This is a genomic window from Enterococcus sp. DIV0210g, assembly GCF_050559705.1.
Classification (GTDB): Bacteria; Bacillota; Bacilli; order Lactobacillales; family Enterococcaceae; genus Enterococcus_B; species Enterococcus_B faecalis_A.
This window is the reverse complement of sequence record NZ_CP187903.1, coordinates 2,201,710-2,217,400: the sequence shown is the minus strand read 5'-3', so window position 1 is coordinate 2,217,400 and position 15,691 is coordinate 2,201,710. Positions and strand designations below refer to the sequence as shown.

Sequence of the window (15,691 nt, the reverse complement as noted above, 5' to 3'; positions counted from 1 at the left end):
TTGACGAGTGAAATGTTTCTTTAAAGCTTAAAAGAGGCGAAAGCCTATTGCAAAAAGGTACATTTTTAGGCATACTAATCCCATAAAGAGAAAGGAAGAGACTATGTTTTATCGATTTATGCGAGGGCTCGTGCGGGTGGTTTTAGCACTTGTGAACGGTAATGCCCATTATGAGAATAAAGAAGTGCTGCCTAAAGATGAAAATTATATACTCGTTGCCCCACATCGGACATGGTGGGATCCCTTATATCTGGCTGTTGCTGCAGCTCCTAAAAAGTTCAGCTTTATGGCAAAAGAAGAATTGTTCAAAAATCCGATCTTGCGTTATATCTTGACACACGCGAATGCATTTCCAGTAAAAAGAGACAAACCTGGACCAAGTGCCGTTAAGACACCAGTAAAAATCTTGAAAAGCACAGACTTGGGTTTGATCATGTTTCCTAGCGGGACAAGACACGCAACCGAATTAAAAGGCGGGATGGCATTGATCGCCAAATTATCCAAAGCAAAAATCGTTCCTGCTGTTTATCAAGGACCATTGACACTGGGTGATTTGTTCAAACGAAAACGGGTAACGGTAAGATTTGGCGAACCGATCGATCTGTCTGACATCAAAAAAATGGACAAAGAAGGATTAGCAGAAGTCGAAAGAAGAACGCAATCTGCTTTTGAAAAATTAGACAAAGAAGTCGATCCAAATTTCAAATACGAAATAAAAAAGAAATAAAAAGAAATCTTTGAAAAGCTTGATAGCAGAAATCATTCCTGGTTTTTGGCTGTCGGGCTTTTTTGTCGAATGTCTGAGCGGAATTTTCTGCAAAGTGTTATAATAATCAGAAGGATATTTTTTGAGGTGAGCGCATGCGTTTTTTACATACAGCCGATTGGCACATTGGAAAAAAGATACAAGGTTATGATATTTTAGAAGATCAAAAAAAGGTGATTTCAGATATTTTAGCAATTGCCAAAGAAGAACAAGCAGACGCAATCGTGATTGCGGGTGATCTTTATGATCGCAGTGTGCCTTCTGTGGATGCAGTAGAACTTTTCAATCAACAGATGATCCATTGGAATTTGGAAGAAAAGTTTCCGATTTTGGCGATTTCAGGGAATCATGACAGCAGTATCCGCTTGTCTGCGGGGGCTCCTTGGTTTGCCTATACGAAATACCATTTGCATACACAGCTTTCGCAAGCATTTACGCCAATCGAATTTGAAGATACCCAGTTTTTCTTACTACCTTATTTTGAACCAATCGCTGCTCGAATCTACTTTGAAGACGAAACGATCCGTACGATCCAACAGGCAATGCCGCGTGTCGTTGAAAAAATGCAAGAAGCGTTTGATAAAGAAAAGAAACAAGTACTTGTCAGTCATTTTTTTGTGGCTGGCAGCCCGAAAACAGACTCAGAGACAAAAATAGAGATTGGCGGATTAGATGCTGTCCCAAGTGAGGTTTTAGCGCCGTTTACGTATACTGCACTTGGTCATCTGCATAATCCAAAAGCGCTGCAGCAAGAAAATGCAAGATACAGCGGTTCGCCTTTGAAATTTTCATTATCTGAGATCGACCAGAAAAAAGGTGTTTGGATCGTGGATACGACAGAAGAACTTACCTTGGATTTTCGGGAATTAGCGCCGCTGTATGACATGATTGAACTGACAGCGGAATTTCGCCAGTTGTTAGATCCTGATTTTTACCAAAAAATCGATCGGGAAAGTTATATCCAAATCAATTTGACGGATCGAACGATCATCCCGAATATGATGAATCAGCTGCGCGCGATCTACCCAAGGATTTTAGGCGTGGAACGAACAAGCGGCAGACAGCAGTTAACCAAAAAAAGAGAAAATCTGCGCATTGAAGAGCCACATATCATGGCCGAACGTTTTTTCCAAGAAATAACGGAAGAAGAGTTGACATCTGCTCAAAAACAGCAAATAAATGATACACTGCAAGAAATAATGGAAACGGAATGATGACCCATGCAACCTCAACGATTACGATTGAAAAATTTTGGTCCCTTTATTGATGAGACAGTTGATTTTTCTGATTTGACTGAAACACCGCTTTTTTTGATCAGCGGAAAAACAGGCGCCGGCAAAACAACGATTTTTGATGGGATGACTTATGCGTTATTTGGCGAGACTTCAGGTCGTCTCCGTTCTGGAAAAGAAATGCGGTCATTGTTTGCTACGCCTGAAGAAGAAACAAGTGTTACTTTTTCATTCAAACACCAGCAGTTCGTTTATGAAATCACTCGAAAACCAGAACAAGAACTAGCAAAACGAAAAGGAACAGGGACAAAAAAACAACCAGCAAAAATCAGTTTGACCGTCTTTGACCAAAATGGGAAAGAAAAACGGCAATTTACTAAAAGAAATGAAGTCGATCAGCTAGTCACAGAGCTGCTTCATTTAGATGCAAAACAGTTTTCACAAATCGTTTTGCTGCCGCAAGGAGAATTCAGGAATTTTTTGATTTCCCCAAGTAAAGAAAAAGAAATCGTTTTGCGAAATCTTTTCGGGACCCAGATTTTCCAGCAATTCAATGAACGCCTGAAAGAACAGGCAAAACAAAAACAAAAAGAATTGAACCACTTGGAACAAGAACTTGCACTTTTGCAAAAACAGTTTACTGTAGCAAACGAACGAGCTGCGGAGACTGCAGGAGTGGAAGCGACTCTTCTTTTTTGGCAGCAAGAACAAGAAATCTTGCGTACAGAAATAACACAGGTAAAAGAACAAACGGTGAAGTTGCAGAAACAGCAAAAACAAATCGAAGCTCTCTATTATCAAGGAAAAACACTAAATGCTCAGCTAGAAGAAAAACAAGAACTTTTAGCAAGACAAGAAAAACTAGACTTGCAGAAAGAAGCAGCAGCAGAAGCGGAACAATGGTTGGAAAACTATACATTTGCACAAAAATGGGCCGCAGATATAAAGTACTGGCAAACAAGCCGTCAAGAATATGAAAATCTGCAGCAAAGCCAACAAGAACAGGAATCTTTATCCGAAAAAAACAGACAAGCCTTAGAAAAATGGCAGCAAGCAGCGCTTGAACGGGAAATGATGCGAAAGACACTTGCTGAACAGACAAGAAAATTACAGCATTTACAAAGTCTGCTGCCTTTAGTCAAAGAAAAACAAGCATTGCAACAAGAATCAGCAGCAATCGACACGCAGCAAAAACACGCAGAGCAAGAGAGGTTACAGCAAAAAGAACAACAACTCTTGATCCAAAAAGAACAGGCAGAAAATAGCGAGCAATTAGCTCAAGCTGAAGCTTTGCAAGCAGATCAACTGTTGTATGAACAATTAAAATACCAGAAAACAGAGTGGGAAAAAGAATACCAATGGCTGGAAAATGAAGAAACGGCCATCGAAACGGCGCAGCAGAATATCCAGAAACATCAAGAAGCTGCAGCCGAAAAGCAGGAAAAACTTTCCTTGCAGACAGAAAAAGTCAAACACCTTAAAAGCGAATGGGCCAAACAGCAAATCGCAAAATTACAGCTTCTGCTTATTCCAGGCGAACCTTGTCCTGTCTGTGGTGCGTTGGAACATCCCAAAACGGTCCATGAGCCGGTGGAAGAAGCAGACATTCGTTTACTGGAAGAAGAACTTGCGGCAGCAGAATCGGAAATGGAGCAATTGATCCAAGCGGTCGGCGAAAGTACTGCTTACCTGCAAAAGATGCAGCAAGAAGCAGACGAACAGCAGAAAATCTTTAATGAGCGTCAGTCTGCTTTTGATGAATTGCAGCAGAACTTGCAAAAGCAGATCCAAACTGCTTTTGCTGTTGAAACAGCAGAGATCCTGCCAGCATTTGAACAAATCGAACGCTCTTTAGAAGAAAGAAAGCAACAGCTGGAAGATGCACAAAAACGCAAAAAAGAACTAGCTGATGAATCAGCTGATTTGGACAAAGAAATAACCAAAACAGCGCAACGAGCAGTAAAAATCACTGAACAGCAGCAGCGGATTTTAGGAAAACTAGACACGCTGACCCAGCAGCTTGATGGTGTAGAGGCTGAAACTTTGGAAAGTCAGACAAGTCAGCTTGAAACAGGCATAACAGCAGCAGAAAAAGAATATGAGACATTGACCAAAGAAGGCGAGAAACTTCGTCAAAATGTTCAATTGCATCAAAATAACCAAGAAAACTTGGCAAAACAGCTAGCTGATTTGCAACAAAAAATAAATCAGCTTGAAACAAAAATATCAGCTGCTTTGGCAGAACAAACCTATTTCAACGATTTTTCGGAGATGATGAGGTTTGCTGAACAAGAAGAGATTCAACAAGAAAAACAAGAACTGATCCAGGATTATCAAAAAGAACGTTTAGTGATTGCTTCTCGTTTGGCACAATTAGAAGAAATCGGGGCTGCGGGCGAGCAAGTCGATCTTGCTTCTCTTGAAACAGAAAAAGAACAGATTGCTCAACAGATCGAAGAATCCCAAGAAGCAATCGTCAAAAAGCAAGAACGCCAAGCAGCAAATCAGCAAGTTTTAGATGCGTTTCTCCAAAGTTATGAAAAAAGCCAAGAACAATTAGCACAGCTAAGCGAATTGCAGCAGCTTTCACAAGTAATCAACGGCGAAAACAGCAAAAAAATCAGTTTAGAACGTTATGTCCTGCAAGTATATTTGACAGAGGTGCTTCAAACAGCAAATGAACATCTGCAGCAGCTGACAAAAAATCGTTACCAGTTCGAATTAGCAGGCGAGATCGGCAGCTACCGAGGAAACACTGGGCTTGAGATCAATGTCTATGACGATGAAGCTGGGATGACAAGAAGCGCCCATACGCTATCCGGCGGCGAAAGTTTTATCGCAGCTTTGTCCCTTGCACTTGCTCTAGCAGAAGTGATCCAGTCCCAAGCAGGCGGCGTATCGATCGAAGCTTTGTTCATTGACGAAGGCTTCGGCTCCTTGGATGAAGAAGCATTGGAAATGGCGATCGAAGCGCTTGAGACTATCGAAAGCCAAGGAAGGATGATTGGAATCATTAGTCACGTGAGAGAATTGAAAGAACGTATTCCGCAACAAATCAGAATCGATACAGAAGGCAGCGGACAAAGCAAGATCCGCTATCATCTCGGATAGGAGGGAACGCAACGATGAAATGGAGCATACCAGAAAAAGTAATTGAACGCGGACGAGAATATTTACGCAAAGGAAGAGTGTTGTCGGTCGTTCCAGATCCAAAAGAGAATGTGTGGCATGCGGAAGTCCTAGGCAGCGAACTGTACATGGTCGATTTGGACGGAACAGCAAAAGAAGAGGATCTTTGCCAATGTCCTTATTGGGGAGAACATCATTATTGCAAGCATACGGTCGCAGCAGAATTATATTTGAGAGAAAAAAATATTTCCCGTATCTTGAAAAAGAATCAGCAATTACCCGAGACTGCCAGCAAAGTCAGCGAAGGAGAAATGATCATCAAAGGTTTTTCCCGGCTTCATGCTGAACGTCCGGCAAAAATCGAACCATTTATTTTGGAATATCACTTAGAAGCAGTAGAAACAAATCAATACCATCCAGAATTTTCTGTCTTGGCTGTTTCGTTACGGATCGGTTACCTTGCATCCTCGCGAAAAAGCTATATCGTCAAAAATATCTATGAGTTTCTTCAAAATTATACAGATCAAGGAACTTTTACTGTCAACAAACAGCATACATTTTCTTTGGCGCATCGTGCTTTCCAAAAAGAAGACCAGCAAATATTGGAAAACTTGAGTAAAATCGCTCAAACTCAGCAGCTTCTGGGCGCTTCTGGTCTGCAAGTGAAAGGCAAATTGGAGAAACGATATTTATTGCTGCCAGTGGAACAGCTGCAGCCGCTGCTGGAACAAATGAATCAAACGACCCATCTGCAGGCAGAGATCGGTGAACAAAATTATCCGGGCATCCAATTTTCTTACCAGAACAAACCACTGCGTTTTCTTGTGACAAAAGAAGAAGAACACTATCAGCTGAAAGCAGAAACTGATTTTGATTTGTTTTTTGCCCATTATCAAATAGGGGCACGAGATGGCGTTTTTTATACAGTAAATAAAAAACAGCAAAAAATCTATCTGACATTCCAGCAGCTGATGAAACGTTTTGAAGAGCCGCAGATCGTATTCAAGAAAGAGGAACTTTCCTCGCTTTTCAAAGAGGTCCTGCCATTATTAGGAGAAATCGGCGAAGTCGAAGTCAGCGAAGAAGTAAAAGAAAAAATCACGGATACACCTGTGTCGTTTGTCTTTTTCTTCCGCAAAGTCAAAGGCAAGATCCAAGGCAGAATCGATTTTATATATGGCGATGTAATCTATTCAACCGATCCTAAACATGAGATCCTGCCAGAAGATTCAAAAGAAGTATTGAGAGATCATGCGCAAGAAAAACGTGTCCGTGATCTGTTCAAGATGTATCTTTATCAAAAAAATGAGACCGGCTATGAAAAAGAATTGCCTGCGGGTGAAGGACTATACGCCTTTTTCCGCACAGAACTAGCTGTTTTTCGTCAATTTGGCGAAGTCCGTATTGGAAAAAAACTGCGGGAACTTTACTTGGATGCGCAGCGCCATCAGCCGAAAATCGATGTAACAGAAACCAGTTCATGGCTGGACATCCGTTTTGATGTAACAGGCATCAATGAAAATGAGATCGATCAAGTGTTAAGAAGTTTATTGCGAAATGACGCATTTTATACATTGGAAAATGGACAAGTCCTGTCTTTTGATTCAGAAGAATTCCAAAAAACAAGTGAAGTTCTGCAGCAATTGCGCGAATCGATCCGAGATGAAGGCGGCGTGATCCATATGCCGAAAAATCAAGGATTGATCTTGCAAGAAAAGCTGAAGGGCGGTCAAACGAATTTCAGTGATTCTTTTAAGGAAATGGTGCAGAACCTGACTCATCCTGAAGAATACACAGCGGAATTGCCGAAAGACCTCCAAGCAGATTTGCGTTCTTATCAAGTCCAAGGATTCAAATGGCTGAAAATGCTAAGTCATTATCAATTTGGCGGAATCTTAGCGGATGAGATGGGTCTGGGGAAAACATTGCAGACGATTGCCTTTCTTCTTTCTGAAAAAGAAGAAAAACAAAAATTATCTGCATTGATCGTAGCTCCAGCAAGTTTGATCTACAATTGGCAAGCGGAAGTGCGGAAATTTGCACCAACCTTAAATGCCCAAGTAGTCAACGGAAACAAAAATGAACGAGAAAAACTCCTCGCGCAACAGGCAGATATCTGGATCACTTCTTATGCAAGTTTGCGCCAAGATGTTGCAGAATATCAGCAAATGCAATTGGATTATCTGATTTTAGATGAAGCGCAAATGGTCAAAAACAGCGGGACCAAAACAGCGCAGTCTTTACGAGAATTATCGATTCCGCAACGTTTTGCTTTGAGCGGGACACCAATCGAGAACAACTTGGAAGAACTTTGGTCATTGTTTGCCACGATCATGCCAGGATTTTTCCCAAGCCGAGCACGATTCAAAGATATGTCAGCGGAAGAAATCGCTCAAATGATTCGTCCGTTTGTCTTGAGAAGAAACAAGAAGAGCGTATTGAAAGATCTTCCGGAAAAAACAGAGACCAATCTTTATTCTGCATTGACGGAAGAACAAAAAACGGTTTATCTTGCTTATCTGCGTCAAATGCGGGAAGAAGTTTCTTTGATGGATACAGCAGACTTCAAGAAAAATCGCATCAGTATCTTGGCAGGTTTAACACGTCTGCGGCAGATCTGTTGTGATCCGCGTTTGTTTATCGAGGATTATAAAGGCGGTTCTGGTAAACTCGAACAAGTGAAAGATATGTTGACAGCAGCAAAAGAGAACAACCGTAGAGTGTTGTTGTTTTCTCAATTTACTGGGATGCTTTCTATTTTAGAAGAAGAGCTAGCTGAACTTGGTATGTCGACCTTTTATTTGCGAGGAAGCACGAAACCAAAAGATCGTATCGCGATGGTGGATGCATTTAATGCAGGGGAAAGAGATGTTTTCTTGATTTCTTTGAAAGCTGGGGGAACCGGTTTGAACTTGACTGGTGCGGACACAGTGATCCTTTACGACTTGTGGTGGAATCCAGCCATTGAAGAGCAAGCAGCAGGCAGAGCGCATCGTATCGGGCAAAAGAACGTCGTTGAAGTGTGGCGGATGATTGCTGAAGGCACGATTGAAGAACGAATGGATACGCTGCAGCACGAGAAAAGAGAACTTTTCCAAAAAGTCATCCAAGGAAATGAAGAACAGATGAATAAACTGACAGAAGAAGATATTCGTTTGATTTTAAGTATCGGGGAACTTGAATGATCCTCTAACCAAAGAAGAACCAGCACTTGAACAAGTGCTGGTTCTTCTTTGGTTTAATCAATTTATTCGCCATTAAAAATCGCATGGAATGTTTCAAGCAATTGATCGAAAGAAAGAATCTCGATATCTTGTACAGGGCTGCTGTCCGCAGTACGTCCACGGTGATTGAACCACAGTGTTTTCCAGCCAGCATTGTTTGCGCCTAAGACATCATTCTCATAATTATCGCCAACGTAAAGTGTTTCTTCGGGAACCAATCCAAATTGCTGTTCTGCTAATTGAAAGATTTCTTTTTCTGGTTTTTGGAAGCCTGTTGCTTGGGAAATAAGCATGTGCTCTTTTAAAACCCAATTTTCTAATTTCAATTGTTTCAATTTTTTTGATTGATGGTCGGTTGGTCCGTTAGTGATAATGCCCATTGGTACTTGTTTTTCTTTCAAGAAGTCCAATGTTTTTTGTACTTCTTCATGCATGCAGATATTATCCAGCTCATCTTCATAGATTTTTTGAAATGTCAGTCCATCTGCCTCGGTGATCGCAGGGTAGTCTAAATCTTTCAAGGATTGGCTGATACGGTGCGCTCTCATGTATTCAAGCGTCCAGTCGCCGGCCATTACTTTGGGGAAGTTTTCGTCGCTGTGATGGCGAAAACGGATATATAGTGGGTGCATGTCTTCATCGGATACAAGAGGAACGACCTTCTTCACCGCATTCTTGAAGGGTTGCTGCTGATCGTAAATCGTATCATCCACATCAAACACAACTGCTTTGATCAATTGTCACACGCCTTTCGATTTTCATTTGTATTTTCACAAATCCTCATTTATTGTAGCCGAAAAAAAATAGAAAAAAAAGAGTAAAAAGCCTTATAAATAAAGGTTTTTATTACTATATTTCACCAAGCGCGTAAAATCAATATTTGTAAGTTTCAATTTTTTTCACTAAAATTATGATTAAAGATCATTTGTTATTTTTATGAAAAGCTGCTTTGGATACATGGAGTAAATAACTGATGTTTTTTGATACAGTTATAAAAAGTTTACATGAAAATAAAATAACGGTATTTTACAGGTACATTGTAATGTTTCTCATTCAGTACTTAGCTGTTGAAGCAAGAAGAAATGAAACAAGCGGGTGTGTAAGCGCTATTTTTAAAATGATGGACGTTCGCAGGGGCAGTTATTGAAAAATACAAAGAATAAAAAACATAATCAACGCAGAAAAAAGTGTAAACTAATTGAAAATATCCATAATACTATGACAGTTTTTTGAGTTGTTACATTTATGTTTTAGATTGGGTTTTGATGGGAATTTTCTCATTTTTAATATTGGTAAAAAAGCTTGAAACCTTATTATTAAAGAAAATAAAACTTAGATAACGTTAATTTTTTTAATTTTTTTCTAAAAAAAGGTAGCAATTTAATATATGATTAGTTATAATAGACACAGATAGAAGTAATAAATAAACTTCTGTTATAAAAGTGTGATGAATTTCACGAAAAGGAGTGGTGCACGTTGTTAACACTATATACTTCCCCAAGCTGTACTTCCTGCAGAAAGGCTCGCGCATGGCTGCAAGAGCATCAAATACCATTTGTAGAACGCAATATTTTTTCTGAACCATTGAATAGTTCAGAACTAAAAGCAATCTTGCAAATGACTGAAGATGGAACAGAAGAAATCATTTCTACACGTTCAAAAGTATTCCAAAAATTGAACATGGATCTAGATGACCTTCCGTTGCAAGACCTACTAGAATTGGTTCAAGACAATCCAGGTTTGCTGCGTCGTCCGATCATGATCGACGACAAACGTCTGCAAGTAGGGTTCAATGAAGATGAAATCCGTCGTTTCTTGCCAAGAGATGTACGTCAGCTTGAATTGAGACAAGCGCAAATGATGGCTGGTTTATAAGAAAATCACTGGAGATCAGGAACAGACACTGTTCCTGATCTTTTTTGTTTAAGGAATCTAGAATTTTAAATATCAATGTAAGAACTTCCGGCAAAGTGCAAGAAGTCTTAAATTTCCAATGGTCATACGAGTTTTTTCTTTACATTTATCCGCTTTCCGATACAATGTACCTATACTGACCAGATTGGCAAAGTGAGGTGTAGCAAAATGGAAATGGAACATATCAATGAAAATACGATTCGAGTAGTGATCGGTAATGAGGACTTGGCAGAAAGAGGTATTTCTTTCTTGGACTTGTTAGGCAATCATAAAGAAATCGAAACCTTCTTTTATAGTATTTTAGAAGAAGTGGATATCGAAGAAGAGTTCCGAGGAAGCGAAGCTGTGACTTTCCAAGTTTTGCCAAAAGGAGACGGCTTGGAGTTGTTCATCAGCAAGAATCTGCCTGACGAAGAGCTGGCACAATCTGGTGATTTCGCAGGAGACCCAGAAGAAGTAAGCGAGTTTTTGCGCCGTCAGTTGATGGATAGCGAAGAAACAGAAGAAAAAGCGAAAGTTCCTGAAGCGCCAGAGAAAGAAGCTGTATTTATTTTTGATGACTTCGAGCAAATGGTGCAATTAGCAAAAGACGTAGAATTGGAATCAGCTTGGACCAATTTATATATATTTGAAGATCACTATTATTTAGATGTACATTTTTGGTTAGAAGAGTTGAACAAAGCAGACGTAGACAACCAAATCGCGAAAATCTTGGAATTTGCAAATAAAAGTGACATCACTTCCGCGCGTTTGGATGAATACGGCAAGTGCTTGATGGAACGAAATGCGCTTGAACTGACAAACTATTATTTTAAATAAAATGGTGCTTGGCTCCATGTCGATCAGACGCCTCCTCAGAAACAGACAGCTGTTTTTGAAGAGGCGTTTTTTTGCTAGGCAAAAATTTTTCGAGCAAAGCTGCGTAAGTTTTATAAGGGGTGAGAAAATGCTGATTGCAAAGACAAAACAAGGCGACGATATTTTAGCGCAAGAGGCTTCCAAAGGCAGGAACTACCATTGCGGCGGGTGCGGACAACCTGTGATCTTGAAGAAAGGTCTTCAAAAAGAAGCTCATTTTGCGCATAAAAAGGCAGCGGATTGCCAATTATTCAGCGAAGCCGAAACAGCAGAACATCTTAGATTGAAGAAACATTTTAAGAAGTGGCTTGGAAATGCAGCTGTTTTGGAAGCTTATCTGCCTCAGCTGAAACAGCGTCCGGATATTTTGCAACAAGAGGAAAAACTAGCAATTGAGATTCAGTGTTCTGTATTAAGTATCGAAAAACTAATTGAACGTACATGTACTTATAGAGATCAAGGATATGACTGCTGGTGGATCTTAGGAAACAGATTCATGCAAAATCATGCATTCACTCAATTGGAAAAAAGCTGCTGTATGTACACAAAACAGCGGGGGATCCATAGTTGGAAAGCGGACTTAGCGAATGGGAAACTACATTTGTTCCATCACATCAGCGAGATGCCTGTTTTGAAGATGCGTTATCATGAAAGCACGTGGGATTTTTACGAAACAGATTTGCTGCAGCTTAGAAATCAACAAATTATTTGCTGCCAAGAAAAAGAAAAATCATCTTCAACAGAGGGAGGCACAGATTACCATCGGTGGCTTAAGCAGCAGCTTCGACGCAAACAAAAACGGATTTTATCACTGCAAGAGAAGTGTTACTTACGGCAAAAACATCTTTTGCATCTGCCGAAATGGCTTTACAGCAAAAGCCGCTACTTTTTCTTTTATCAAGAGCGTCTTTTTTATCACCGTTTGCTGTTTGAAGAAACCGCAAGTCTAGACAGAAAGCGGCACTATGAATGTTGGGAAAAAGAAATAAACAGACAGAAGGAACCTTGGCTGTTTCCGCTGGTAGATGAAAAACAGATCAGAAAGGGATTTTTTGAAGAATGTATCCGTTTGTTTGAAAAATCAGAAAGTTCAAAAATTCTTCACACTCATTCGCTGGTTTGATGGACGAATTATGGTAAGATTAAAGAATACTATAAAGGAGTGGATTATATGAGTGAAGCGAAGCAATTACCGAAACGCGAAGAACTGCCAGAGCATTTGACGTGGGATCTGACAAAAATATTCCCTAATGATCAAGCATTTGACGAAGCATACAGCCAAGTAGAAGAGCAGCTGAAACAAGCAGACAGTTATAAAGGGACATTGGCGGGCGGCGCCCATTCATTTTTATCTGCTGTCGACTATCTGCTTGAAGTTTATCGAGAGACAGAAAAAATCTATGTGTATGCACATTTGAAAAATGACCAAGACACAGCAAACACTACTTACCAAGCAATCTATGCACGCGCAGGCAGTCTTTTTGCCAAAGTCAGCGAAGCAATTTCCTGGTTTGAGCCAGAATTGCTGCAATTATCAGATGAACAGATCTGGGCTTATTTTGACGAAGAACCGAAACTTGAGATGTATCGCCATTTTATCAAACAAACAGTAGATAACCGCGCACATGTTTTATCCGAAGAGCAAGAAGCTTTGCTCGCTGGTTCAAGTGAGATTTTTGGGGCGTCAAAAGATACATTTTCTATTTTGAACAATGCAGATCTTGTTTTCCCGACGATTGAAGGTGAAAACGGAGAAAAAATCCAATTGTCTCATGGTGTTTATGGACAATTGCTTGAAAGCACAGACCGTTCTGTACGCGAAGCAGCGTTTAAAGGGCTTTACAGCGTCTATGAACAATTCAATAATACATTTGCTTCGACTTTAGGAACACACGTCAAAGGGCACAACTTCAAAGCGAAAATCAGAAATTATTCTTCTGCGCGGGAAGCTTCTTTGAGCGCGAACCACATTCCAGAAAGTGTATACGATACATTAGTAGATGTCGTAAACAAAAATCTGCCGCTGCTGCATCGTTACATGGAATTGAGAAAACGTCTGCTTGGTGTGGATACCTTGCATATGTATGATCTTTATACACCAGTTTTGGGTGAGGCACCAGTGAAATTCAGTTACGAAGACGCAAAAAACAAAGCCGTAGAAGCGTTGCATCCAATGGGCGAAGAATATCTTGCCGTGGTAAAAGAAGCTTTTTCTGATCGCTGGATCGATGTCGTAGAGAACAAAGGAAAACGCAGCGGTGCATATTCATCTGGAAGCTACGATACAAAACCATATATTTTGATGAACTGGCACGATACGCTAGATCAGTTGTTCACGCTTGTCCACGAAATGGGCCACAGTGTGCACAGTTACTTTACCCGCGCAAATCAGCCTTATGTATACGGCGACTATTCGATTTTCTTAGCAGAGATCGCTTCAACAACAAATGAAAATATTTTGACGGAATATTTATTAGAAACAGAAAAAGACCCTCGCGTCCGCGCGTATGTGCTGAATCATTATTTAGATGGATTCAAAGGAACAGTCTTCCGTCAAACACAATTTGCTGAATTTGAGCATTTCATGCATACAGAAGATGCTAAAGGCACACCGTTGACTAGCGAATACTTAAATGAAAGCTATGGCGAATTGAACGCAAGATACTACGGACCAGCTGTAGAAAAAGATCCTGAAATCAAATTCGAGTGGTCAAGAATCCCTCATTTTTATTACAATTATTATGTTTTCCAATATTCAACAGGCTTTTCAGCTGCTTCAGCATTGGCTGAAAAAATCTGGAACAAAGAACCAGGGGCATTGGAACATTATTTAGATTACTTGAAATCTGGAAGCAGCGACTATCCAGTAGAAGTGATGAAAAAAGCAGGTGTCGACATGACGAAACCTGACTATATCGAAGATGCGATGGCTGTCTTTGAAGCACGTTTGAATGAACTAGAACAATTGATTGAAGAATTGGAAAAAGCATAATAACTATATACTTTTCTTCTGATAGATTTTTGCCATAAAAAATAGGAGAGACTGTATTGTCGAATTGACAAGAACAGTTTCTCCTTTTTTCTATAGTTTATAAACAGATGGTGAAATAAACGCACGTCGATCAGTTAGATAGTAAAAATAAGTGATTTGGCGTTGCAGTGTAATTTGTATCTTTCCCCATATGTAAAGGTTTCCCGTTTGTAAATAGCTGGTAGGCATCTTTGCCGGTTTTACAAAGTTCTTTGATACTTTTTATACTGTTAGTGCCTTCAACAAGGACACCAAAATCTCTTTCACTTGCGTAATTATAAATGACTGCTGAAGGATGTTGGACAATGCCCATTTCCCGTGCGATTTTTTGATCTGCAAAAAATGCTTCTTTGACAAATTCAGACTGCCGATCTTCTTTGAACATGGCTAAATCGCCGCCAATTTCTTTGAAAATCTTTTCAGCTAAAGCTGGTGAATAAGGCGTGCCTTCGCAACCAACTGTTTTTTGCAGCTGGATCAAAAATTGACGTCCTTTTTTCTTTCCTTGAAACTGGGCAGCTTTACAATCTAAGGCTGCTGAATAGGTTTCTGAGAACAATTGATTTCTTTTTTGAATATCGTTTTTTGAAATTCCTTGATTTTGCATGACATCCCCAATTGTCTGCAAATTTACTAAAGGCAAAAAGCGGAAATGAAACTCTTTTTTCCCATAGTCTTCTTCGATAAATTCCAAAATCTGCTGTTCGATATCGTAACAGTGTTTCCCCAATGGATTGACGAATAAATAAATCTCAATCATACTGAATCTCCCCCAAAATAGATTCTAATCAATAAATATATTGTTTTAGTACAAATATTAACTTAACAGAAAAACTGAAAAAAATGAAACTAAGACCCTTGTGAAAATGAAAGGATTCTAATTTTTTGATTCAATCATTCGCTGGATTTTATTTTTTGCCGGCTGAAAAGGTATTCCCAATGTATTCAATAGATGTTGAAAATCTTTTTCTCCTTTTTCCGCATGTGAAACTTCCAATTCCAATTCGTAATCATGGAGATTTTCTGCGATACTTTCGTCTAGTGCTAAGAGCCCTTCGCTGATGCTGAATTCTGCTCGTTTGGTGGTCAAATAGCCGATAGAGGACAATTCATCGGCAGAAACACCGATTTCAGCAAGTTTGTTGAAAACAGCGCCGCTTTTTGGCAGAGTACTTGTTTGGATAAAGGTTTCTCCTTCTTCGTAAGAAAAAAAGTCGGTTGTTTCTAAACGACCGTTTTGATCGGGCGTTTTTAACGTATATTCTGCTTTGTTATCCATCAAACGAATTCGCAAGCCGCAATTTTTTTTCTTCAAGCTGTCTTCTTTTGTATCAAAATAATAATTGGTCTGTGTGTGGAAATCTTCTGCTTTCAGCTGATAATGAGGAAGCAAGCGCTGGTAAGTTGATTTATCCAACATTGTTTTATATTCTATTTCTAAGTTTTGTGCCATAATCACAGCTCCTTTTATCATTTATTGTGCTTGAAATTTTATTTTTGGTCAATCCTAAGTAGGTGGATTACTGAAACTCTTTTT

At 39.7% G+C, this 15,691-nt stretch carries 11 protein-coding genes; 8 read left to right on the top strand and 3 right to left on the bottom strand.

Going from position 1 to position 15,691, the window contains the following annotated elements; translation table 11 throughout:
* The first annotated feature begins 103 nt into the window (after window positions 1-103).
* The 4 genes from IGI64_RS10680 to IGI64_RS10665 all read left to right on the top strand — a co-directional run bounded on the left by IGI64_RS10680 (window position 104) and on the right by IGI64_RS10665 (window position 8,312).
* The gene (locus IGI64_RS10680) at window positions 104-727 is read left to right on the top strand and encodes a lysophospholipid acyltransferase family protein (RefSeq protein ID WP_429940520.1); all 624 of its coding nucleotides are present in this window, start codon (window positions 104-106) and stop codon (window positions 725-727) included.
* Between the two features lie 134 nt (window positions 728-861).
* A complete protein-coding gene (locus tag IGI64_RS10675; protein ID WP_429940519.1) occupies window positions 862-1,980 on the top strand; it encodes an exonuclease SbcCD subunit D in 1,119 nt (372 codons plus the stop codon).
* Window positions 1,981-1,986: 6 nt separating this feature from the next.
* Complete coding sequence (locus IGI64_RS10670; protein ID WP_429940518.1) at window positions 1,987-5,109, top strand: AAA family ATPase; 3,123 nt, start codon at window positions 1,987-1,989, stop codon at window positions 5,107-5,109.
* Between the two features lie 14 nt (window positions 5,110-5,123).
* The gene (locus tag IGI64_RS10665; protein WP_429940517.1) at window positions 5,124-8,312 is read left to right on the top strand and encodes an SNF2 helicase associated domain-containing protein; all 3,189 of its coding nucleotides are present in this window, start codon (window positions 5,124-5,126) and stop codon (window positions 8,310-8,312) included.
* Window positions 8,313-8,374: 62 nt separating this feature from the next.
* Here the strand turns inward: IGI64_RS10665 and IGI64_RS10660 are convergent, their stop codons facing one another.
* Window positions 8,375-9,088, bottom strand: a complete 714-nt coding sequence (locus tag IGI64_RS10660; RefSeq protein WP_429940516.1) for an HAD family hydrolase — start codon at window positions 9,086-9,088, stop codon at window positions 8,375-8,377.
* A 739-nt stretch (window positions 9,089-9,827) separates the two neighbouring features.
* Here IGI64_RS10660 and spxA point away from each other — a divergent pair.
* The 4 genes from spxA to pepF all read left to right on the top strand — a co-directional run bounded on the left by spxA (window position 9,828) and on the right by pepF (window position 14,115).
* Window positions 9,828-10,226 (top strand): transcriptional regulator SpxA, encoded by a 399-nt coding sequence (gene spxA / locus IGI64_RS10655; RefSeq protein ID WP_034862489.1) that lies wholly within the window; start codon window positions 9,828-9,830, stop codon window positions 10,224-10,226.
* A 207-nt stretch (window positions 10,227-10,433) separates the two neighbouring features.
* On the top strand, window positions 10,434-11,084 hold the full coding sequence (locus IGI64_RS10650; protein WP_429940515.1) for an adaptor protein MecA: 651 nt from the start codon (window positions 10,434-10,436) through the stop codon (window positions 11,082-11,084).
* Window positions 11,085-11,211: 127 nt separating this feature from the next.
* Window positions 11,212-12,246 (top strand): competence protein CoiA, encoded by a 1,035-nt coding sequence (locus IGI64_RS10645; protein WP_429940514.1) that lies wholly within the window; start codon window positions 11,212-11,214, stop codon window positions 12,244-12,246.
* Between the two features lie 48 nt (window positions 12,247-12,294).
* Entirely contained in the window at window positions 12,295-14,115 is a 1,821-nt protein-coding gene (gene pepF / locus IGI64_RS10640) for an oligoendopeptidase F (protein ID WP_429940513.1), read from the top strand.
* 130 nt (window positions 14,116-14,245) lie between these two features.
* Here the strand turns inward: pepF and IGI64_RS10635 are convergent, their stop codons facing one another.
* A complete protein-coding gene (locus IGI64_RS10635; protein ID WP_429940512.1) occupies window positions 14,246-14,914 on the bottom strand; it encodes a ClpXP adapter SpxH family protein in 669 nt (222 codons plus the stop codon).
* A 117-nt stretch (window positions 14,915-15,031) separates the two neighbouring features.
* Window positions 15,032-15,607, bottom strand: coding sequence for a CYTH domain-containing protein (locus tag IGI64_RS10630; protein ID WP_429940511.1), 576 nt, complete (start codon window positions 15,605-15,607; stop codon window positions 15,032-15,034).
* Window positions 15,608-15,691: the final 84 nt, after the last annotated feature.